Consider the following 22,112-nt stretch of genomic DNA (forward strand, 5'->3'; position numbering starts at 1 on the left):
GTGACACACCGAAACCTTCCGCGAGGGAGAGAGCGATAGCGCGGCGCGAAGCGTCGCGCAAGCGACCGAGCGAGCGGACCGAGGAACCCTTCGAAGGGAGGGTCCGAACGAAGTGAGGACCGGCTGAGGCGGTGCCGACGGTTTTTCACCGACAGTTTGCAAGCGCGACGACCGCTGGAAAAGGTCGTTGAGCAAGTTACTTGGCAGGTCCGCGCAACATTTGCGAGTAGGAGGACACCATGGATACGCTCGAAGACGTAGACGAGGTCGTCCACGAACCCAGCGAGGAGTTCGTGGAATCGACGAACGTCTACCAGTTCATGCAAGAGTACGGCATCGAGGACTACGACGAATTGATAGAACGGACGACCTCGGAGGTCGAGGGCGTCGAGGAGTCGGGCGTCGAGTGGTTCTGGGACGACCTGGTCGAGTACCTCGGCATCGACTTCTACGAGGACTACGACGCTATCCGCGACGATAGCGAGGGACCGCAGTTCTCGGAGTGGTACGAGGGCGGCGAGTTGAACATCGCCCACAACGTCGTGGACCGCCACGCTCGGCCCGACAGCGAGACCCGAAACAAGGTCGCCACCATCTGGGAGGGCGAGGACGGCGAGGTCCGGGAGATTACTTACCACGAACTCGCTCGCCGGTCGAACAAGGTCGCCAACGCGCTCGAAGAACGCGGCGTCGAGGCGGGCGACTCGGTTGGACTCTACATGCCGATGGTCCCAGAGGTCGTCTCGATTCTCTACGGCGCGTTCAAGGTCGGGGCCATCGTCGTGCCCATCTTCTCCGGGTTCGGGGTGGACGCGACCGCGACCCGCATCGAGGACCCCGAATGCGAAGTGCTGTTCACCGCGGACGGCTTCTACCGTCGCGGTGACGAGGTGTTGCTGAAAGACGCCGCCGACGAGGCCATCGACCAAGCGGGCCACGTCGAACACACCATCGTCTACGAGCGACTGGGTTACATCACCAGCGACGAGAAGTCCCTGAAGTGGCGGAGCCGCGACGAGTCGTGGGAGGAAGCCGTCGAGACTCAATCGGACGAGTACGACACCGCGTCGATGGACTCGAACGACGAGTCGATGCTGCTGTACTCGTCGGGTACGACCGGCAAGCCGAAGGGCATCGTCCACACGCACGCTGGCGCGCTGATGCAGGCCGCCAAGGAAATCTACTTCGGCTTCGACCACAAGCCCAGCGACCGTTTCTTCTGGGTGAGCGACATCGGGTGGATGATGGGACCGTGGACGCTCATCGGCAACCACGCCTTGGGCGGCACCGTCTTCATGTACGAGGGCGCGCCAGACCACCCCGAACCCGACCGCTTCTGGGAGATGATCGACCGCCACGGCATCTCGACGTTCGGCATCTCGCCGACCGCGATTCGCGCACTCCGGAAGTACGGCGACGAACAGGTCGAGAAACACGACCTCTCGACGCTCCGCCTACTCGGGTCCACGGGTGAACCGTGGGACCCCGAGAGCTGGCGGTGGTTCCACGAGAAAGTCGGCGGCGGGGACGCGCCCATCATCAACATCTCCGGCGGCACCGAAATCATGGGCTGTTTCCTCATGCCGATGCCGATTCAGTCGCTCAAGCCAACCACGTTGGGCGGACCCGGACTGGGCATGGACATCGACATCGTGGACTCGCAGGGCGAGTCCATCGCCGACACCCACGAGCGCGGGTTCCTCGTCGCCAGAGATTCGTGTCCCTCGATGACCAAAAGCCTCTGGTCGGGCGACGAGCGCTATCTCGAAGAATACTGGTCCACGTTCGAGGACCCGCCGATGTGGGACCACGGCGACTGGGCCCAGAAGGACGCCGATGGCTTCTGGTTCCTCCACGGCCGGGCCGACGACGCCATCAACGTGGCGGGCCGCAAGGTCGGTCCCGCGGAGGTCGAGGGCGCGCTCATCGACCACGAGGCCGTCAATCAGGCCGCCGCGGTCGGCGTGCCCGACGATACCACCGGGCAGGCCGTCGTCGCCTACGTCATCCTCGAAGACAGCTTCGAGGTCGGCGACGACCTGCGCGAGGAGTTGCGCGGACAGGTCGGCGACGAACTCGGGAAACCGTTCCGCCCCCGCGAGGTGCTATTCGTGGACGAGTTCCCGAAGACCCAATCCGGCAAAATCATCCGGCGAGCAATCGAGGCGACCTACACCGGCGAGGATTTGGGCGATATGAGTAGTATCGAGAACCCCGAATCCTTGGAGCAGTTGGAAGACGCCGAGTAGCGAGGACCGAAATCAGTCCTCTTCGACCCACTCCTCGACGGTGTCCTCGACCTGCCGGGCGTTCGTGGGGTCGGGCAGACCGAGCGGTCCGCGGACCACGGGGTGGTTGCGGCCGCGCTGGAGGAACGGCACGTCGTCGCGTTCGACGGTGCGGAGCGTGACTCGCTCGCCGCGCGCAAAAGTGACGCCGGGCATACATTCGTCTCCGAGCGGACGCGGTAAAGCCGTTTTCTCTTGGGTGGCTGGGTGGAGGACCTCGGCACCTCAAAGTACGTTCTCGGGCCGAACGACCTCGCGCTCCGGGGCCTCGCCCCGTGCGACTGCGAAGTCGCCCGTCGCCTCGGCGTCCGGAAGCAACACCGTCGCGCCCGCGAGCAAGGGCGCGACCACGCCCGCGACGACCGTTCCGGGGACCGCGAGCGGCGCGCGGACCGCAACCTCGTCGCCCTGTTCGAGACCCCAGTCGTCGGCCACCGTGCGCGCTCCCGCGAGGAGGTCGGCGTGCGAGAACTCGCGGACGGCGTCAACGCCCGACCCGTCGCGCTCGTCGCGCGCGACGAGCGCGACCGCCTCGGGGTCTATCGGCGTCTCGGGGAACGAGGGGTTCTCGCTCCACACGTCGCGCTCGAAGTGTGCGATTGCGGGGTCGTCGGGCGGTCCGCCGTAGCCCACGCGCTGGCTTCCCGGCGGGACCTCGTAATCGCCGATTTCGTCGTGGGGCGCGACGACGACGCGGGCGTCGAGCGCGTCGGTCTCGGACCTGACGACGGAGTCGGCCGCGTCAGCGGTCTCCGGGAGACCAAACCGCGTCCTCGCACCGAGCAGGGCCGCCCCGAGCAGGGAGAAAACCGCCTCCGGTTCGGGGTCGTCGGCGACCGCGACGGTGGCGTCTTCGTGAACGCCTCGCCGCCGCCAGAAGTTGCCGGTCTTCAGCGCGGTCGTCCGAAATCGGTGAGCGTCGTAGCGCCGGTTCTCGCGCGGCGCGAGGAGAGCGGTGGCGCTCTGGCGCTCGTCGTCGTCCTGCGAGACTCGGTCCGAACCGGCGTCGTCGCTCCGGCGCTCGCGGGTCACGAGGTCGCCCAGTACGTCCATAGTCGAAGAATTAGGAGTCGGTCGGAAAAGTCGCGTCGATTCGCGGCCGCGACACTCGCGGTTTGTTCCATCTCGGGGACGACTCCGGGCGCGACCGACGATTCTCGGAACTCGCTTCGACCAAAAGAGGGTGATTCCGTGCGGCAGTCGCTCGACCGTCCGCGAACCGAGAGATTACTCGGCGGGGATTTCGTCCTCGAACTCGATCTCCGTGCTGTCGCTCTCGCCGGACAGCAACGTGACGAGCGCGACTGCGCTACCGGTCAGCAGTCCCATTTTCGTTCCCTTTCCGCCGCCAACGCGGGCGATGAGGGTGGTGAGTACGAACGCGACGATACCGCTGAGGAGGCTCTTTTTGAGTCCCATGGTTCGTTCTACGGTACGTCGCCTAAAAGAAATGTCTATCGCTTCCAGCGATTGGGAGCGAATCTCATGCTTATCTGGCGACCCACGGAGCGTCGATTCGGCCGACGAGCGCCGTCGCTCGCACTGTCGGAGTGAAAATACGGAGAAACGGTCGGAGTCGAGGGCGCGAGGCTATTGCGGACTCGGACTGCCGGTGCCCTGACGGCCGACCTGTCGGTCGAGTGCCGACCCGGTGATGTTCTTCAGGCGGTCCACGAGACCGTCCTTTTCGGCCTCGCCAGCGAGTGCGACCTCCAGCACTTCGCTGATGTGGCTGACCGGGATGATCTCGATCTGGTCTTGATACTCCTCTTCGATCATCACGTCGTCCTCGTTGGCGGCCGGGATGATGACGCGGTCGAGACCCGCCTTCGCGGCGGCCTCGATTTTGTGGGTGACGCCACCGACCGGCAGCACGTCGCCCCGGACCGACAGCGACCCGGTCATGGCGAGGTCTTGGGCGACCGGGATGTCTTCGAGCGCGGAGATGACGGCCGTGGCGACCGTGATGGACGCCGAGTCGCCGTCAACGCCCTGCTGGCCCGCCTGCACGAACTGGATGTGAACGTCCCGTTCGGTGATGTCCTCGTCGCTGAACTTCTTGATGATGGCCGAGACGTTCTGGACCGCCTCCATGGCCATCTCCTTGAGTTGGCCCGTGGCGATGACTTCGCCTGGTCCCTGCGAGGGCGTCACTTCGGCCATCACGGGGAGGACGATGCCGGAGTCCTCGCCCATCACGGCGAGTCCGTTGACGCGGCCGACGACGTTGCCCTGATTGACGGTGAGTTCGTAGTCCTTGCGGCGCTCGATGTAGTCGTCGGCGACCTGCTGTTCGATGGACCGCGAGCGGCGCTTGGCCTGCAGCACGTCCTCGCGCTCGGTCTGGTCCTTGTTCGCGGCGCGAGCGATGTCGCCAGCGACGCGGACGAGTCCGCCGAGGTCACGAAGCTTGAGCGTGAGGTGTTCCTTGCGGCCCGACCGACGCTGCGCTTCGAGGATGACCTCCTCGATTGCCTCCTCGTTGAAGTGGGGCAGACGCCCGTCTTTCTCGACCTCTTGGGCGATGAACCGGGTGTACTTCCGGCGCATCTCCGGGGTGTCGTCGATGGTGTCGTCCATGTACACCTCGTAGCCGTACCCCTTGATGCGCGAGCGGAGCGCCGGGTGCATGTTCTCCATCGCGTCCATGTTCCCCGCGGCGATCATGATGAAGTCGCAGGGGACGGGTTCGGTCTGGACCATCGCGCCCGAGGAGCGCTCGGACTGGCCCGTAATGGAGAATTCGCCCTCCTGAATCGCGGTCATCAGCTTCTGCTGGGACCGGATGTCGAGGGTGTTGATCTCGTCCACGAACAGCACGCCCTTGTTGGCCTTGTGGATGGCTCCCGGTTCCACGCGGTCGTGGCTCGGAGTCTCCATCCCGCCGGACTGGAAGGGGTCGTGACGAACGTCGCCCAGCAGCGCACCGGCGTGGGCACCGGTGGCGTCCTCGAACGGCGCGCTGTTCTGGTCGGCGGTGTTGATCAGCAGGTTCGGAATCATCGCGTCGTTGCCCCGCGACCCGTAGCGGAACGCGAGGTAGATGACACCCGCCGCGAGAATGCCCAACAGTGGTCGGGTAGCGATGAGAAGCGCATAGCCGACCACGATGGCGATGATGACCCACATCAGGAACGACCGCATCTGGTTGCGCTTGCGGGCTTCCTCCTTGTGGGCGTCGATTATCTGCTCGCCTTTCCCTGCCGGAACGGTCCGAACCTTGGGTTCGTTACCGTCGTCGGGGTTGTGGTAGACGAGAACGTCTTGAAGGTCCTCCTTCGGCAGGAGTTCGCTCATCGCCTTGGCCAGCATCGACTTGCCCGTTCCGGGCGTGCCGATCATCATCACGTGACGGCGCTGTTTCGCCGCCTTCTGCACTACGTCGCGGGCGTGATCCTGACCGATTACCTGATCCACCAGTCGGTCGGGAATGTCTATCTCTTCGGTGGTCTCGATGTCGAGTCCGCCCAGCAGATCGGCCTCGACAGCGTCGTCGTCAACGATGTCGGGCTCGATGTCACTGCCGAGGTCCTCGAACGCCGAGTCCCCCTGCTCGGACGCTTGCTCCTGCGGCGGAGCCTCGTTATCGGTATCCTTACTCATAGAACTGTCCTGTACGTGTCTAAAGGCAGGGCTGGAGAATTGATATACTTTCTCCCTTGATTTGCCAGCGGGGGCCGCGCCCAATTCGACTCATTGCGGGCTGAAACTCCGGTTTCACTCGAACGGGGCGACTCGCCACCCTTATAAAACCTCACCGTGGAACGATACGTATGACTCGCGGGTTCTACATCGGTCGGTTCCAACCCTACCACAACGGCCACCACAACGTGGTCCAGAGTATCGCCGAGGAGGTAGACGAGTTAGTCCTCGGTATCGGGAGCGCGGGCGATTCCCACAGCCGACACGACCCCTTCACCGCTGGCGAGCGCATCATGATGATTACCAAGTCGCTGGTCGATTCGGACCTCGTGACCTACGCGGTCCCCATCGAGGACTTGGACCGCAACTCGGTGTGGGTCAGCCACGTCCAAAGCATGAGTCCGGACTTCGACGTGGCGTACTCGAACAACCCGCTCGTCATCCGACTCTTCGAGGAGGCGGGCGTCGAGGTGCGCCAGTCGCCGATGTACAACCGCGACGTGCTGGAGGGGACGGAGGTCCGCGACCGGATGATCGAGGGCGACGACTGGGAGCGACTGGTCCCCGACGCCGTCGTGGAAGTGGTCGAGGAGACCGGCGGACTGGAACGGATTCAAAAAGTCAGTGATTCGGACAGCAACGGAGAGTGAGGCGAAGTCCGGGGCGTCTGAGGGTTTCTCCGTATAACTAGTGGCGAGTCCGAGGAGTCACGGAGACGTTGATTCGACTCGGAATCCCGACTCGCTCCCGATGACTCACAGACTGGTACGTTTTAGATGGCGGGAGCCGAAGAGCAACCATGATAACGCTCGCTTCGGACTTCGGCACGCCCTACCCCGCCGCGATGAAGGGCGTGATGCTACAGCGAACCGACGTGCGACTGGTGGATGTCGGCCACGACTTCCCCCGACAGGACGTGCGGACCGCGGCGTTCTGGCTTCGAGAGGTTCTGCCGTACTTCCCGCCCGCGGTCCACCTCGTCGTCGTGGACCCCGGCGTCGGCACCGAGCGCGCCGCCCTCGCTGTGCGGGCGGGCGACCACGCGCTCGTCGGTCCCGACAACGGCGTCCTGCTTCCCGCGGCCCGCGAGTTGGCCGAGCGCGAGGGCGCAGACGTGGAGGTTTTTGAAGTCGAATACGCCGACCCGGAGAGTTCGACATTCCACGGGCGAGACGTGTTCGCGCCCGCCGCCGCCGCGATTCACGAGGTCGGCGTCGAGAGCCTCCACGAGCGCGAGGACGTGGCGGCCGTCGGCGACTACGAGAACCTGCGCTTTCCGGAGCCATCACTCGACGGCGAGACGGCGCTCGGCGAAGTCCTCGTCGTGGACGGCTTCGGCAACGCCGTGACGAACCTCCCCGGCGAACTGCTCGACGGCCGGGAAGAGGTCGCCGTCGGCAGCGAGTCCGCGCCCGTCGCGCGGGCCTACGCGGAACTCGAACCGGGCGAACGACTCGTCACGGTCGGAAGCCACGGCAACGTCGAGTTGGCGGTGAACCGCGGCCGCGGCGACGAGGCGTTCGGCGTCTCGGTCGGCGACAACGTGCAAATCGAGTGAAAAGAGTTCGGTCGTTTAGCGAGCGGTTCCGCGTTCAGACACCCTTGCCAGCGTCGTCGTACCGGGCCGCGACGGTCACGAGACCGAACAGAAGCGCCAGCACGCTCGCGGTCACGGTCATGCCGAACGCGGCCATCGAGACGGGCGTCATCTGGAACGAGACGACGCCGAGCAGGTCCATCGCCACGGACCGCTCCTGTCCGGACGCGCCGACGACGGCGCCGATACCGCCCGCCAAGAGGACGACGATGACGGAGACGGCGGCGAAAATCGGTCGGCTCGAAATCGTCGAGTCGGTGTTCACAGTCGGCCTTCGAACCGGCGGCGATTAGGCGTATCGGTCTCAGCCGTGGGAAACCCTCAACGATACCGGTTCAGACGCTCTTTCAGGTTCCGTGCGGCCTCCTCGGCGGCGTCGGCGTACGACCGCTCGGAGTCCTCTCCCGCGAAGATTATTCCCCGCGTGGAGTTGACCAGTCCCGCGCCGTTCGTGGCCATCGCGTAGGTCGCCGCGGCATCGGCGTCGCCGCCCTGCGCGCCGACGCCGGGCACGAGAAACGGGAGGTCGGGGACGCGCTCGCGGACAGTTCGGAGTTCGTCGGGCGTCGTCGCGCCCACGACGAGACCCACGTTACCGTTGTCGTTCCACTCGCTGGCGAGGTCGGCGACGCGCTCGTAGACCAGTCCGCCGTCGGCGAGTTCCAACTCCTGTACGTCCGCGCCGCCGGGGTTGGAGGTCCGACAGAGCAGGAAACACCCGGCGTCCTCGCGGTCGAGGAACGGCGCGAGCGAGTCCCGGCCGAGGAAGGGGTTGAGCGTGACGGCGTCCACCGAGTCCAGAACCTTCGCGTACTGCCGCGAGGTGTTGCCGATGTCCGCGCGCTTGGCGTCGAGCAGGACCGGAACGCCCGTCTCGCGGGCGTACTCGACGGTCCGCTCCAAGGCCCGCCAGCCCTCGGGGTCCTCGTAGAACGCCGCGTTGGGCTTGAACACGGCGGCGTGTTCGTGGGTCGCGTCGATGATGCGGCGGTTGAACTCCCAGCGCGGCAGGTCGGCGTCCCGAACTTCGTCGGGCAAGCGGTCGGTGTCGGGGTCGAGTCCCACCGAGACGATGCTGTCGATGTCCGCGATGCGGTCGGCGAGTCTATCGAAGAACGCGGTCATTGCTCCCGGATTCTGCGGGTGCGGATACAAAGGCGTCGAATTCGTGTAGTGACCTCGGTTCGACGGCGCGATGTCCCGTCCCGAATCGCCGAGTCCCGAGGGTTCAAAAGGGATTCCGGCCAATTAACCGACATGCGAGCGTTCGCCCCCGGAAGCGTCACCGCCGTCTTCGCGCCCGCCGAGACCGCAGACCAGTCGAAGGGCGCGAGCGTGGCTATCGCCGACGGCGTGGTCGCCGACGTGACGCCCCACGACGACCCGCGCGCCGACCCCCTCGTCACGGTCGATGGCGAGCGAACCGACTTCGACCCCGTAGAGCGCGCGCTCCGGAAACTGGACGTACCAGCGCGCGCCGACCTCATCGCCAAGATTCCCATCGGCCGGGGGTTCGGTGCAAGCGGGGCCGCAACTCTCGCCGCTGTCGTCGCCGCGAACGCCGAGTTCGGACTCGACCGCTCGCGCGAGCAACTGGTCGAACTCGCCCACCGCGCGGAAGTCGAGGCAGGGACCGGTCTCGGCGACGTGTTCGTCCAGAACCGCGGCGGTCTGGTCGTCGGCGACGGCGGCGACCCTCGAAAATACGAGCGCGAGACACCCATCGAGTACGCCTCGTTCGGTCCTATCGCCACCGAGGAGGCGCTGGCCGACGAGGACTTGATGGCCCGCGTCGCCCGCGAGGGGTCGGCCACTATCGACGCGCTCCCTGACGACCTCTCGCTGGCGCGTCTAACCCGCGACTCGTGGCAGTTCGCGCGAGCCATCGGCCTACCGACCGAGGCGGTCCGCGAGACCGTCGCCGAGGTGGAGTCGGCGGGCGGTGTCGCCAGCATGGCGATGGTCGGCGAGACGGTGTTCGCGGTGGGCGTCGAGGGCGTGTTGGACCGTCGGACCGAAGTGTGTTCGGAGGGCGCGCAACTGCGGTGACCGTCACCCGACCGGTCCGTCGCAGAGGCTGACCACCGTTCCGTCGCCGAGCGATGATCACCGTTCCGCCGCCGAGAGTCGCCGCCGATTCTGCCACCGAGATTAAGACGACGGTGAGTGTGATTTCGAACCCCGACAGGGGTGGAGACCACACGATGACACGGACAGAACGCGGCGGCGTCACGGTAGCACAGGAGCGCGCGACTATTTCTTTCTCCGCTTCCCCGCTCGCAGACCTACGCGCCAGCACCGCGGCAACTCCGACCGAGGTGGAGTCCCGATGAGCGTGGACCTGAAACCCGTTGAGGAGCAGGTGATGGTCATCACCGGCGCGTCGTCGGGCGTCGGCCTGACGACGGCGCGAATGGCCGCCGAGCGCGGCGCACGGGTGGTCCTTGCGGCCCGGAGCGAGGACGCCCTGCGCGAGTTGACCGACGAGATACGGGAGTTCGGCGGAGACGCGACCTACGTCGTCGCCGACGTGAGCGACCGCGACGACGTTCGCAGAATCGCGGAGACGGCGCGGGACGAATACGGCGGGTTCGACACGTGGGTCAACGTCGCGGGCGCGTTCCTCTACGGGAAGTTGGTGGACACGCCGGTCGAAGACATGCGCGAGCAGTTCGACACCAACGTCTGGGGCCTGCTCTACGGGTCGCTCGAAGCGGCCGAACACCTGACGGAGCACGGCGGCGCGATAATCAACATCGGGAGCGTCGCCTCCGACCGCGCCATCCCGATACAGGGCAGTTACTCGGCGAGCAAACACGCCGTCAAGGGGTTCACGGACGCACTCCGGATGGAACTTCAACGGGACGGCGCGCCGATTTCGGTCACACTGGTCAAGCCCGCGTCCATCGACACGCCGTACTCCGACCACGCGAAGAACTACATGGACGAGGAGGCGACGCTCCCGCCGCCACTCTACACGCCCGAGACGGTAGCGCGGGCGATTCTGCACGCCGCGGAGCATCCCCAGCGGGACGTGCGGCGGCGGCGGTGCCAAGGGCATGGCGGCCCTCGGCTACTACGCCGCCGGACTGATGGATACCATCATGGAGACGTTGTTCGTCCCGATGCAGAAGAAAGACCGCCCGGCGCGCCCGCAGACGGAGAGTCAGAACAACATCGACAGCCCCACGGGTGAACTCGAAGCGCGCGGCGACTACGACCGACACGTCTCCGAGTCGAGCGCCTACACCGAGACCGCGCAGCGCCGAAGTCTGACCGGCCTCGCGCTCGCCGGTCTCAGAGCGGTTGGACTGGCGCTGTACGGTCGGTATCAGTCGAAGCGCCGCGGTGCGGAGTCGCGTGAGCGCGAGGAGGAACAGTCCAGCGAGTCCGCGGTGCGGATACCGCGAAACTGACGCTCCGGTAAATAGTCTAATTAACCTAAAGATATTTACGTCGGGAGAAGATACAGTAAAACGAGCGCGTGGTGTCCGCGTGGAGCCTGCGTGACCATGGCCCGGAAGTCCGAGAACGCAAGTTCGACGGGCGTCGATGATGGACGTGGACGTAGGAACTGACACCGACTCATATCTGGGATAATTGGTCGGCTAGCCTCGAAAATCCGCGTTTCTCTGCGGAGTGAACTACAGGTGTTAGCGAGTCCGTCATCGGATACTCACCGTTTCCGACTGCAACGTAACCCTCGTACCAGCACCGAATTCGCTCACGGACGGTTCGACCGCGTTTCGTCGGCACGGGTGTTCGCTCGTATCTTGCTTGGGACTGGAAAAGTGAACTGTATGCTTTGCCCCACTCGTCTGCGTATTCACGCTTCGATTCGGGAGACGGTGGAGTCACCGCAGTACAGTCGCTCGAATCTGTAATCTGATGTGCGAGATGACTTGCAAGGATGTCCGCGAGTAAGGCAGTTGGAAAATACTGTTCGGCACGGATACAGTGAGTCGTCGGCGGAATTTCGGAAACAATACCATCGATAGCCTTCACAAACGCCTCAGCTTTCGTTTTGCCTCCGTCCACCAGAACGAGCGTCTCTGAATTGGTGAGTTCCGAAACGAGAAGCGCCGACTGGACTGCCTCAACACGTTCCGGATTAGAGCCGTCTTTGCCGAGATGAGTCGTTGTCAGAACTGATACCGGAGCATCACGACGAACAGTGTCGAAGAAATCGATGTTCGAGTCGTACTGTAGGTCGCTCGCTTTATCGAGAAACGGACGGAAACTAGCTTTTGAAGTGGTATAAAGCGAGTCGAGTACGGCCCACTCTTCGGTTCGTGTGGCCGGAACTGCGACAGTAACCGTGACAGAATCAACCGTACTTGCGTCGAGCGCGATAGACCGCGAAAGGTTCGTGTCGCCAGCGTCAAATTGATTCACGTCTTTGTAGTCAATAATGACTAAGATGGCGTAAGAATATTCCGATAGAAACCGAAACGAGGCGCCAATTCGACTCAAAAAGTAGGCGGTTCGGTTACTCCGCCGCAATCACGTCGTCGATACGGGCGATCATCGTCGCGGCCTCGGTGGCCGACTCGACCGCCTCGCGCTTGACCGCGGCGGGGTCGAGAACGCCCGCCTCAACGGGGTCGCCGACCTCGCCGTGCTGGCCCGTGGCGATGAGACCGGCCCGGCCCGCGCGCTCCTCGTTGGCGGCCCGGAGGTCCACCAGTCCGTCTATCGGGTCCATGCCGGTGTTCTCCGCGAGCGTGCGTGGGAGTACGTCCACGGCGTCGGCGAAGGCTTCGACGGCGAGTTGCTTGCGGCCCTGGATACTGGCGGCCTCCTCGCGGACGCGGTCGGCGACGACGATTTCGGTCGCGCCAGCGCCCGCGACCACGCCGCCGGAGTCGAGCGCCGCGGTCACCACGTCTAGCGCGTCCGAGAGCGCGCGTTCGAGTTCGTCCACGACGTGTTCGGTGCCACCACGGACGAGCATCGTGACCGTCTCGGCGGCTTGGCCGCCTTCTACGAACGCGAGGTCGTCGTCGCCGAACGTCCGGACGCGGACCGTCTCGGCCGCGCCGAGGTCGGCGTCCTCGATGTCCGCGACCTTGCTCGTCCTGCTCGCGCCGGTCGCCGACGCGATAGCGGCGGCCTCGTCGTCGTCCACGCTCTCGAACGCGAGGATGCCCGCGTCCGCGAGGTAGGCGGCCGGGCGGTCGTCGATGGAGTCGGTCGAGACCACCACGTCCACGCCCGCCTCGGCGAGCGCGTCGGCGTACTCGCGCAGTTCGCGGTCCTCGGCGTCCATGGCGGCGGTGAGTTGCTCGACGCTCTCGACGCTGTACTCGGCGTCGATTTCGGTCTCGCGGACGCCGAACTTCTCGTCTATGACCGCGATGGTCGCGTCCGCGACTTCGAGGGGCATGTTGTCGTGGAGCGGTTCGGCGTCGCTGATGACGCCCGGTACGAGTTCCGTGGCGGACGACGATCCGCCGGTCCGGGTGTGGACGCGAACCTCGTCGCGGCTCACGCCCGCCTCGTCCTCGACGTGGCGGATTGCTCGGACTACTTCGTCAGCCAGTTTGTCGGTCGTCACGTCGCCAGTCCCCTTGCCCGTCATGCTCGACTCGGCCACCTGTCTCAGCAGGTCGTCGGTCAGTTCCTCTTCGCGCACGAGACCATCGATTGCGTCGAGCGCGATGTCGCGGGCCGCTGCGTACCCCTCGACGATTGTCGTCGGGTGTACGTCGTCGTCCAGCAGGCTCTCTGCCTTCGAGAGCAGTTCGCCCGCGAGGACCGCGGCCGTGGTTGTGCCGTCGCCCACCTCGTCCTCTTGAGCCTCGGCGACTTCGACTATCATCTGGGCCGCGGGGTGTTCGATATCCATCGTGTTCAGGATGGTCGCGCCGTCGTTGGTGATGGTCACGTCGCCGGTGTCCGTGACCAACATCTTGTCCATTCCGCGCGGTCCGAGCGTCGTGCGTACGGCCTCGCTGACCGCCTTTCCCGCGGAGATGTTCGACGACTGAGCGTCTCTGCCCTGCGTTCGCTCGGTATCCTCCGAGAGGATGAACATTGGTCGTCCGCCCATGCGTGGCTGTCCGGATGGTGATTCGGCCATGGTTATTCCCCCGTTCAAAAGATGTTTGAACATCTATATAAAAGTTTCCGCGACGTACCCGAGAGCCACACCGAACTCCGTCGTCGTGGTCTCGGCACGGCGACGAATCGCGGCGCACAGCTGATTTGACGTTATAGAAAATCATGTTCCTGTTTTGCAAATCGAAAACCAGGGAAGACCACCTACTTTTTTGTAATAGCAGTTCCCGGTCTCTAATGAGTGAATTCAGAATATGTCAAGTGAAATGTCTACCCACGACTGGTGGCCGGATCAGTTGGACTTGGAGATTCTCGACGACAACGACCGTAGCTTCGGTCCGTACGACGAAGACTTCGACTACGCCGAGGAGTTCCAGACGCTCGACCTCGAAGAGGTGAAGGCGGACCTCGAAGATGTGATGACGACCTCGAAAGACTGGTGGCCAGCGGACTACGGCCACTACGGCCCGCTCTTCATCCGGATGGCGTGGCACAGCGCCGGTACGTATCGTACCAGCGACGGCCGCGGCGGCGCGTCCGAGGGTGCCCAGCGCCTCGCGCCGCTCAACAGTTGGCCCGACAACGCGAACCTCGACAAGGCGCGCCGACTGCTCCTGCCGGTCAAGCAGAAGTACGGTCGCAAGCTCTCGTGGGCCGACCTGATGATTCTGGCCGGGAACGTCGCCATCGAATCGATGGGAGCTAAGACGTTCGGCTTTGCTGGCGGACGCGAGGACGCGTTCAAGCCCGACGACGCCGTCGATTGGGGTCCCGAGAACGAGTGGGAGGCCTCCGAGCGCTTCGACGAGGACGGAGAACTTCAAGACGGGCTCGGTGCCACCGTGATGGGTCTCATCTACGTGAATCCCGAGGGACCGGACGGCAACCCCGACCCCGAGGCGTCCGCGGAGAACATCCGCGAGTCGTTCAGCCGAATGGCGATGAACGACGAGGAGACCGTCGCGCTCATCGCTGGCGGACACACGTTCGGGAAGGTCCACGGTGCCGACGACCCCGACGAACACGTCGGTCCGGAACCCGAAGCGGCCCCCATCGAGGCGCAGGGTCTCGGCTGGGAGAGCGACTACGGCTCGGGCAAAGGTCAGGACACAATCACCAGCGGTATCGAGGGTCCGTGGACGCAGGCACCGACCCAGTGGGGCACGGGCTACCTCGACAACCTGCTCGACTACGAGTGGGCGGCCCAGAAGGGTCCCGGCGGCGCGTGGCAGTGGATTCCGGTTGACGAAGAACTCCGCGACGCCGCACCCGCCGCTCACGAGGACGGCGAGACGGAGACGCCGATGATGCTGACGACGGACATCGCCCTGAAGCGCGACCCGGACTACCGGGAAATCGTCGAGCGCTTCCAAGAGAACCCGATGGAGTTCGGCATCAACTTCGCCAAGGCGTGGTACAAGCTGACTCACCGCGACATGGGACCGCCCGAGCGGTTCCTCGGCCCCGAGGTTCCGGACGAGGAGATGCTGTGGCAGGACCCGCTCCCCGACGCCGACTACGACCTCGTCGGTGACGAGGAGGTCGCCGAACTCAAAGCGGAAATTCTCGACTCGGAACTGTCCACCTCCCAACTCGTCAAGACCGCGTGGGCGGCGGCATCGACGTACCGCGACAGCGACAAGCGCGGCGGCGCGAACGGAGCGCGCATCCGCCTCGAACCGCAGAACAACTGGGAAGTGAACGAACCCGAACAGTTGGAGACGGTACTGGAGACCCTCGAAGAGATTCAGGCCGAGTTCAACGGTTCGCGGTCCGACGAGACGCGGGTCTCGCTCGCCGACCTCACCGTGCTGGGCGGCACCGCGGCCGTCGAGCAGGCGGCCGCGGACGCCGGGTACGATGTGGAAATCCCGTTCGAACCGGGCCGGACCGACGCCTCGCAGGAGCAGACCGATGTCGAATCCTTCGAGGCGCTCAAGCCCGAAGTTGACGGGTTCCGTAACTACTTCGGCGGCGAGTACGACCGACCGGCCGAGGAGTTGCTGGTGGACAAGGCCGACCTCCTGAACCTGACGGCGTCCGAGATGACGGTTCTGGTCGGCGGCATGCGCGCGCTGGACGCGAACTACCAGCAGTCCGAGTACGGCGTCTTCACCGACCGACCGGGCACGCTGACCAACGACTTCTTCGTGAACCTGCTCGACATGGGCACGGAGTGGGAACCGGTCTCCGACGCCGACGGAGTGTACGAGGGAATCGACCGCGACACGGGTGAAGTCGAGTGGACGGCCACTCGCGCGGACCTCATCTTCGGGTCGAACTCCCGACTTCGAGCCATCGCGGAGACCTACGGCAGCGACGACGCCGAAGAGAAGTTCGTCCGCGACTTCGCGGAGACGTGGAGCAAGATCATGAAACTCGACCGCTTCGACTTGGAGTAGTCTCGCTCGCTCGACGGCGAGACTCCTCGCCGACCCGGCCGGATGCAACCGACACTGAAAAATAGGGCAGTTTCGAATCTATCTCTCAATGCTGGAGTTGGAGCATCGTTTCCGGGTGGTGGACGTACACGCGCGCCTCGACGCCGGGGGCGTCCAGACCCGCGGGCGGGCAATTAGTCCAGACAGATTAGAGCGAGAGATGCATCAAGCGGGCGTCGTCCGGTCGGTGGTGTTCCCCGGCCCGCGCGACGGCGGAAGCTACGTCAGCGCGAACAACGCCGTCGCGCGCCGAAGCGTGGACCGACCGTTTCTGGCGTTCGCCCGCATCAACGGACCGCGCGACTCCGGCGACCGGGCGTCCTCGCGGCTACGAAACCTCACCGCCCGCCGGAAAGAGCATCACACGTCTCCAGAGGACGTAGAGCAGTACGCCTACGACGACCGATTTCACGGGTTCAAGCTGAACCCGGCCGAGGACGGTCTGCCCGACGAGGAGACTCTCGACCAGTTGGAGGACGTGGGCCTGCCGGTTCTCGTCCACGGCGGCGAGGGATTCTCGCCGACCGCGGTCAGCGAGACCCTACTCTCGCGGTCGTTGCCCGTCGTGCTGGCGCACTTCGGGGGCCACCCCCTCAACCGCGACCTGATGAGCGAGGCGGTGGACATGTTGGAGTCACACGACACCTGCTACCTCGACACGAGTTACGTCCGGTATCGGGACCTGTTGGAGCGCGCGATGATGGAACACCCCGACCGCGTGCTGTTCGGCAGCGGCGCGCCCAGTTCTCATCCCAACGTGGCGGTCATGGAGATTCTGACCCTCGACGTGCCCGAAGACGCCATGCGAAAGGTGTTCGACAAGAACGCCCGGCGGGTCCTCGGCGACTCGCTCCCCGAGGACTTCTGAGGCGCGGCGACCCCGGCCCGACAGCCACGAACCCAGTTCGACGCCAGCGAACCAGTCAGTTCGCGGGCAAAATCATTAGGTTCACGCTCCCGATGTGTACTCGGGGCGGAAACGGATGGCAGACAACGGGGAGAACGGAAGCGACGCGAACGACGGCCACGACGGCGAGCGAGACCACGAGGACTGCGAGGAGAAGCGAGAAGAGGAAAACGAGAGGCGAGAGAACTGCGAGAGATGCGACCGCGCGGACTCGCGCGCCGACCCACCGGCCGGGAACGTGACGCTCTCGCTCGATGCGACGCTCGAACTCCTCGCTAACCACGACCGGCGTGCGATTATCTCCTACCTCCGGGACGCGTCCCGCCGGACCGCGACGGCGGACGAACTGGCCGACCACCTCGTCGAGCGACGCGCCGAGCGAACCGGCGAGCGCCCCGGCCGGAGCCACGTCCTTTCGACGCTCCATCACATCCACATCCCGAAGATGGTTGACGCGGGCGTAGTTGACTACGACGCCCGAACGCAGGAAATTCGCTACTGGGGAAGCGACAGACTCGAACGCTGGCACGAACGCATCGAGACCAGCGACGAGCAGTAGGGAGACCGCGGTCCGCTCACCGTTTCTGTTCGGGTTCGTCCAGCGTCTCGGGGTCGGTCCGCCAGTCGTACACCTCGACGGCCCGGTCGGCCCGCATCGAGAGACCGTAGGGGTTTCTGGCGTCGCTTCGGTCTTTGAACCGCGCCCAGAGACCGTCCTTGGCGCCGACAGCGATGTTTTTGGTCACGCGCTTGCCGGTTCCGAACCACCCCGAGGGAGCCTGTTCGCCCCGAACTACGTCGGCCGCGTTTGACGCCGCGTCGGACACCGCGTCTTTGAGCGTCCGCCCGAAGATGCCGGGCCGCGGGCCGTAGTTCTTCACGAGTCGGTACGCCAGCGCGCGGTACTTCCACCCCCAGTCGCGGTCGTCGTCTTCCTCGTCGCCGTCGTCGCCGTCGTTGTGTCTCACGGAGACTGACGACGACCACATTACCTCGTAGTCGTTGGCGGCGAGTCGGTGCGCGCAGTCGCGCGCGCCGCCAGTGACGAGATACTCGTCGAAGCCGTCGGCCGATTCGATGGCCTCGCGGGTGAACGCGACGTTCCCGCCGTCGAAGTAGGTTACCTCCCGCCCGTCGATGGTTCGACACTCCTCGGACTCGGTGGTCACGCCCGCACGGACCGAGCGGTGGACCGGTCCAGTCACCACGTCGGCGTCGTCGCCTTCGAGCGCGTCGTGGACGCCCTCGGTCCACGACGGTTCGACCGCGTTGTCTTGTCCGACCAGCGCCACGGCGTCGCCGCTGGCGGTCAAGAGACCGGCGTTGCGAGCGACGTTGAGCTTCCGGTCGGAGACCTCGACCAGCACGTCCACGTCGTCGCGCTCTCGTATCATCCCGGTGGTCCCGTCGGCCGAAGGGCCGTTGACGACGACCACTTCGGCGTCGGGAGCGTGGGCCGCGAGCGCGTCGAGACAGGACGCGAGACGCTCGCGGCCGTTGAGCGTCGGAACCACCACGGATAGCTCCATACCCCGGAATCTCCGGCCGAAGCCTTAAAAACAGTTCGGCCTCGGTTCGGAGAACTATCACGTAGCGGGAGTTTTCGCCTCCGAGACGCTAACGGAGGTGTTGGTCTCGCTCACTCGACGCGGGCGTTCCAGTAGGAGACTGACGCAAAGTAGTCGCCGACTGGTGACTCGCCGATTGACGTATCCATGTTCCGAATCGGTCCCGCGATAGCCCCCGGAATCTTTCGATAAAAGCCGTAGGGCAGTATCCAGTCGTGTTCGGCATCCACGAGGTGAAGGTCGGCCTCGTCTAACAGTTTGTCAACGTCCTCGCGCGAGTAGAGGTGCGACCCCATCGGAAGCAACCAGTTGTAGACGCTCCGGGTACTCCGGGCGTTGAACGTGTCGAAGACGACTCGTTCCTTGGCGACTCGACGCATCTCCGAGAGGAAGGTCGCGGGCGTGTCCGCGAGATGGAAAAATCGCATGGCGAACACAGTGTCGAAATGGTCGTCGGGAAACGGTAACCGACCCGCGTCGCCGCGCATGAACTCGAGGTGGTCGGCGACCCCCGCGTTCCGGGCCTTCTGGCGGCCCTGTTGGAGCATCGCGGCAGAGATATCCAACCCGACGATGTCGGCCCCGCGCTCGGCCAACATGACGGTGAATCTGCCGGTACCGCAGGCTAGCTCCAGCACCTTTTGGTCCTCCAGCGGGCCGATAGCGTCGAGGACGGCCTTCTTCTCCCGGCGGTCGATTAGCCGCCCACCGCGGGAGAATCGCTTGTCTTCGTACTCCTCGGCGACCTCGTCGGCCTGATACCACTCCGCTCCTTTCACGCTTCTCGTATTCATGTAGTCCACGGGGGGACTAAAACGGTATTGGAACCGTCTCGTGACCGACCGGTTCGCTCGTCGGAAGGAACTTCTTTGAGTCTCGGGACCGAATCACACACAGGGGAACGCGTGACTAACTGTAAGGGATGCGGACGCCACCTCGACGCTGCGGACCTCGTTCGCCACGAACGCGGCCGTTTCGTCGTCGTCCACTGCCCGGACTGCAAATGCTTGCTCGGGCGATACAACCGTCACGGCGACGACCCGCGGACCGACCGTCTCCGCGAGTAGGTCTACTCGCCGCTCGTGACGACGCGGTCGGGCCGGATTCTGACGAGGACTCGCGGACCCGACTCCTCGCCGTGGTTGGGGTACTCCTCGACGCCCATGTAGCGCCGCGCGAGTTCGTCGATGTGTTCGATTGCGCCGTCCTCGGTGACTTCGACCACCTCGCCCCGGACCGAGACGTATCGGTACGGGTCGTCGGGGTCCATCACGCAGACGCCGACCTTGGGGTCGCGTTCGACGTTCTTGGCCTTCCGGCGACCGCGAGCGGTGTTGACCAGCAGGTGGTCGTCCTCGTCGCGGTCTATCCAGACCGGCGTCACCTGCGGGGTCCCCTCGGGCATCAGGGTGGCGAAGTTGGCGAACGTCTCGCGCTCGAATAAGTCGTGGAACGACTCGGGAATCGACTCCATGCCGAATTAATCGCGGTCGGCCGACGTAATTTTTGCCGCCCTGTCGGAGCGGAGACCAATTTAAGGTGACATAATACAACCTTAAGGAATTTAGGGTATACTGATAAACATATAGCCAACATTTACCCGTCTCTTCGGAAGTGAGGTACGTATGAGCACGACCACGGACGAGCCACCCGTCGCCGAACCGTTATCGGACGATTTCCGCGACCGCCTGCGCGAACTCCCCCCGAGCGCCAAGCTGGTCGCCAAGGTACTGGAGACCGATTCGCCCCTCTCGCAGGGCCAACTCGCCGAGGAATCGCTTCTGCCCGACCGCACGGTTCGCTACGCGCTGAACCGCCTCGAAGAGCAGGACCTCGTCGATTCGCGCTACAGCTTTCAGGACGCGCGCAAGCAAGTCTACTTCCTCGACCGCTAACCGCGCCGCGTCGCAGTAGACTCTCCTCCCTTTTTTGCTCCGCCGACTTCACGTCCAACATGGAACTCCGACGAGTCTCGGTCCCGACCCAGACGCTCGCGCCGACGGGAGCGACCAACGCCTACGTCCTCGGCGACACGAACGCGATTCTCGTAGACCCCGCGGACCGAACCGCCGACCTCGACGCCGCTGTCGCGTCGGCGTCGGTCGAACACGTCCTCGTCACGCACGCCCACCCCGACCATGTGGGCGCGGTCGCCCACTACGCGGAGTCCTGCGACGCGGCCGTCTGGGCGCGGGCGGGCCGCGAAGAGCGTTTCGAGCGCGCCACCGGCGTCCCACCCGACCGAACCTTCCGCGAGGGAACTGCAATCGCCGACGCGACGGTCGTGGAGACGCCGGGCCACGCGCCCGACCACGTCGCGCTCGCGGCCGACGGTGCGATACTGACCGGCGACCTCGTGGTCTCGTCGGGGAGCGTAGTCGTCGGCGCGGACGAGGGCGACGTGCGCGCCTACCTCACCTCGCTCCGGCGACTCTACGCTCGGAACCCGGACCGGCTCTTCCCCGGTCACGGTCTCGCTATCGACGAGCCAAGAGCCGAAATCGAGCGCCTGCTCCGCCACCGTCTCGACCGCGAGGCGACGATTCTGGCGGCGGTCCGCGACGGCGCGAGCGCGCTGGACGAGATTCTGAACGCCGCCTACGACAAGGACCTCTCGGGCGTTCGGGACCTCGCGCGAACTACGACGGCCGCGCATCTCGACAAACTGGCCGTCGAGGGCAAAGTAGAGTGGGACGGCAACCGGGCGCTCGTTGCGGACTCCGGCCGGTAAGCGCCGCGAGCGCTCGGTAACACTCGCCGAGTTCACAGCACCGATAAACACCCTTTTGCCCGTGAACGCCAACTCGAACGTGTGCAGAGTCTCGAAACGGAACTCGAAAACGCCCGAGCCCTCGACACCGACGACCTCGCGGATGCCATCGAGACCATCGGCTTCGAGTGTACGCGTTGCGGTGCGTGCTGTAAAGCCGAGGCTGACGACGCCCACACTGCGACGGTCTTCCCCGACGAGGTTCGAGACCTCCAAGCCGCGACGGAGTACGACTGGAGAGACGTTGCTCGGCCGATGCCCTACGGTCTCGACGGAGAGGGCAACGCCGATGCGGACGACACCACCGACGCCGAACCCGCGGGCGAGACCTTCGAATGGGCGCTCCAGACCGATTCGTGCGGTGACTGTACCTTCTACGAGGAGACCGACGACGGCACCGGAGCCTGTTCGGTCCACGGCGACCGGCCGCTCATCTGCGAGACCTACCCCTTCTCGGTGGCGCTCGGCGGGACGAGCCAGCCGATGGGCGAGGCGGTGGACGAGGAGGGCGTCGTCCGCGCTCACGAGTGCGAGGGACTGGGGAGAGATATCTCTCGGGAGGACGCCGAGGACCTCGCGGCGGCGCTCAAGGAGCGCGCGGTCCGGGAACTACGGGAGGCCATCGCGGTCCGCGACGAGTACGCCCCCGCCGAACCCGACGACGGCGTCGTGGTCCACGACTCGGAGGGCGCGAAGCGCCCGGACGGGTCGGCCTACGAGGGGTGAACGCAGCGAGCGAGACCGCGTGCAGAACCGCAACGGCGACCAGCGCGTATCGTCCGGAGTTCGGTCGATGAGTCGGCACGCGACCGGTTCGTCCCGTCCTCGCAGGTAAACCC

The 22,112-nt window shown here is 65.1% G+C and carries 22 protein-coding genes and 1 pseudogene; 12 read left to right on the forward strand and 11 right to left on the reverse strand.

Annotated features, from left to right (window positions below; genetic code table 11):
• The first annotated feature begins 239 nt into the window (after positions 1-239).
• Positions 240-2,249, forward strand: a complete 2,010-nt coding sequence (locus EP007_RS10935; RefSeq protein ID WP_128477685.1) for an AMP-binding protein — start codon at positions 240-242, stop codon at positions 2,247-2,249.
• A gap of 12 nt (positions 2,250-2,261) precedes the next feature.
• Here EP007_RS10935 and EP007_RS10940 read toward each other — a convergent pair whose 3' ends face one another.
• From EP007_RS10940 to lonB, 4 genes are all read right to left on the reverse strand, one after another.
• On the reverse strand, positions 2,262-2,444 hold the full coding sequence (locus EP007_RS10940) for a GNAT family N-acetyltransferase (protein ID WP_128477686.1): 183 nt from the start codon (positions 2,442-2,444) through the stop codon (positions 2,262-2,264).
• A 69-nt stretch (positions 2,445-2,513) separates the two neighbouring features.
• Positions 2,514-3,341 carry an acyl-CoA synthetase family protein gene (locus tag EP007_RS10945; protein ID WP_128477687.1) on the reverse strand — a complete coding sequence of 276 codons (828 nt, stop codon included), beginning with the start codon at positions 3,339-3,341 and terminating at the stop codon, positions 2,514-2,516.
• 174 nt (positions 3,342-3,515) lie between these two features.
• On the reverse strand, positions 3,516-3,707 hold the full coding sequence (locus EP007_RS10950; RefSeq protein ID WP_128477688.1) for a hypothetical protein: 192 nt from the start codon (positions 3,705-3,707) through the stop codon (positions 3,516-3,518).
• 171 nt (positions 3,708-3,878) lie between these two features.
• Entirely contained in the window at positions 3,879-5,891 is a 2,013-nt protein-coding gene (gene lonB, locus EP007_RS10955) for an ATP-dependent protease LonB (protein WP_128477689.1), read from the reverse strand.
• Between the two features lie 170 nt (positions 5,892-6,061).
• On the opposite strand from lonB, the gene EP007_RS10960 reads away from it, so the two are divergent.
• Positions 6,062-6,580, forward strand: a complete 519-nt coding sequence (locus EP007_RS10960; RefSeq protein ID WP_128477690.1) for a nicotinamide-nucleotide adenylyltransferase — start codon at positions 6,062-6,064, stop codon at positions 6,578-6,580.
• A 149-nt stretch (positions 6,581-6,729) separates the two neighbouring features.
• Positions 6,730-7,488 (forward strand): SAM hydrolase/SAM-dependent halogenase family protein, encoded by a 759-nt coding sequence (locus EP007_RS10965; protein ID WP_128477691.1) that lies wholly within the window; start codon positions 6,730-6,732, stop codon positions 7,486-7,488.
• Positions 7,489-7,522: 34 nt separating this feature from the next.
• On the opposite strand, the gene EP007_RS10970 is transcribed toward EP007_RS10965, so the two are convergent.
• Together EP007_RS10970 and pyrF are read right to left on the reverse strand one after the other, a co-directional pair.
• Complete coding sequence (locus tag EP007_RS10970) at positions 7,523-7,792, reverse strand: DUF7520 family protein (protein WP_128477692.1); 270 nt, start codon at positions 7,790-7,792, stop codon at positions 7,523-7,525.
• Between the two features lie 56 nt (positions 7,793-7,848).
• Positions 7,849-8,652: an orotidine-5'-phosphate decarboxylase gene (pyrF, locus tag EP007_RS10975; RefSeq protein WP_128477693.1), complete on the reverse strand. Its 804-nt coding sequence runs from the start codon at positions 8,650-8,652 to the stop codon at positions 7,849-7,851.
• A 132-nt stretch (positions 8,653-8,784) separates the two neighbouring features.
• Between pyrF and EP007_RS10980 the strand changes: the two genes are divergently transcribed.
• Complete coding sequence (locus tag EP007_RS10980) at positions 8,785-9,576, forward strand: GHMP family kinase ATP-binding protein (RefSeq protein WP_128477694.1); 792 nt, start codon at positions 8,785-8,787, stop codon at positions 9,574-9,576.
• Positions 9,577-9,856: 280 nt separating this feature from the next.
• Positions 9,857-10,943: pseudogene (locus EP007_RS10985) on the forward strand (SDR family oxidoreductase).
• A 169-nt stretch (positions 10,944-11,112) separates the two neighbouring features.
• Here EP007_RS10985 and EP007_RS10990 read toward each other — a convergent pair.
• Entirely contained in the window at positions 11,113-11,922 is an 810-nt protein-coding gene (locus EP007_RS10990; protein WP_128477695.1) for a hypothetical protein, read from the reverse strand.
• Positions 11,923-12,016: 94 nt separating this feature from the next.
• Entirely contained in the window at positions 12,017-13,579 is a 1,563-nt protein-coding gene (thsA, locus tag EP007_RS10995) for a thermosome subunit alpha (protein ID WP_128477696.1), read from the reverse strand.
• A gap of 274 nt (positions 13,580-13,853) precedes the next feature.
• Between thsA and katG the strand changes: the two genes are divergently transcribed.
• From katG to EP007_RS11010, 3 genes are all read left to right on the forward strand, one after another.
• Entirely contained in the window at positions 13,854-15,989 is a 2,136-nt protein-coding gene (katG, locus tag EP007_RS11000) for a catalase/peroxidase HPI (protein WP_128477697.1), read from the forward strand.
• An 88-nt stretch (positions 15,990-16,077) separates the two neighbouring features.
• The gene (locus EP007_RS11005) at positions 16,078-16,896 is read left to right on the forward strand and encodes an amidohydrolase family protein (protein WP_128477698.1); all 819 of its coding nucleotides are present in this window, start codon (positions 16,078-16,080) and stop codon (positions 16,894-16,896) included.
• Between the two features lie 115 nt (positions 16,897-17,011).
• Positions 17,012-17,494, forward strand: a complete 483-nt coding sequence (locus EP007_RS11010) for a DUF7344 domain-containing protein (RefSeq protein ID WP_128477699.1) — start codon at positions 17,012-17,014, stop codon at positions 17,492-17,494.
• A 16-nt stretch (positions 17,495-17,510) separates the two neighbouring features.
• Here the strand turns inward: EP007_RS11010 and EP007_RS11015 are convergent, their stop codons facing one another.
• Together EP007_RS11015 and EP007_RS11020 are read right to left on the reverse strand one after the other, a co-directional pair.
• Entirely contained in the window at positions 17,511-18,464 is a 954-nt protein-coding gene (locus EP007_RS11015; protein ID WP_128477700.1) for a glycosyltransferase family 2 protein, read from the reverse strand.
• Between the two features lie 110 nt (positions 18,465-18,574).
• Positions 18,575-19,282: a class I SAM-dependent methyltransferase gene (locus EP007_RS11020; RefSeq protein ID WP_128478576.1), complete on the reverse strand. Its 708-nt coding sequence runs from the start codon at positions 19,280-19,282 to the stop codon at positions 18,575-18,577.
• Positions 19,283-19,408: 126 nt separating this feature from the next.
• On the opposite strand from EP007_RS11020, the gene EP007_RS17505 reads away from it, so the two are divergent.
• The gene (locus EP007_RS17505; protein ID WP_166035548.1) at positions 19,409-19,570 is read left to right on the forward strand and encodes a hypothetical protein; all 162 of its coding nucleotides are present in this window, start codon (positions 19,409-19,411) and stop codon (positions 19,568-19,570) included.
• Between the two features lie 2 nt (positions 19,571-19,572).
• Here EP007_RS17505 and EP007_RS11025 read toward each other — a convergent pair whose 3' ends face one another.
• Positions 19,573-19,977, reverse strand: coding sequence for a PPOX class F420-dependent oxidoreductase (locus tag EP007_RS11025; RefSeq protein ID WP_128477701.1), 405 nt, complete (start codon positions 19,975-19,977; stop codon positions 19,573-19,575).
• Positions 19,978-20,128: 151 nt separating this feature from the next.
• Between EP007_RS11025 and EP007_RS11030 the strand changes: the two genes are divergently transcribed.
• The 3 genes from EP007_RS11030 (at position 20,129) to EP007_RS11040 (ending at position 21,999) form a co-directional block, all read left to right on the forward strand.
• A complete protein-coding gene (locus EP007_RS11030; RefSeq protein ID WP_128477702.1) occupies positions 20,129-20,398 on the forward strand; it encodes a MarR family transcriptional regulator in 270 nt (89 codons plus the stop codon).
• A gap of 59 nt (positions 20,399-20,457) precedes the next feature.
• On the forward strand, positions 20,458-21,234 hold the full coding sequence (locus tag EP007_RS11035) for an MBL fold metallo-hydrolase (RefSeq protein WP_128477703.1): 777 nt from the start codon (positions 20,458-20,460) through the stop codon (positions 21,232-21,234).
• A gap of 81 nt (positions 21,235-21,315) precedes the next feature.
• Positions 21,316-21,999, forward strand: a complete 684-nt coding sequence (locus tag EP007_RS11040; protein WP_128477704.1) for a YkgJ family cysteine cluster protein — start codon at positions 21,316-21,318, stop codon at positions 21,997-21,999.
• Positions 22,000-22,112 lie beyond the last annotated feature (113 nt).

Origin of the sequence: Halorussus pelagicus (assembly GCF_004087835.1) — an archaeon.
In the GTDB taxonomy this organism is placed as follows: Archaea; Halobacteriota; Halobacteria; order Halobacteriales; family Haladaptataceae; genus Halorussus; species Halorussus pelagicus.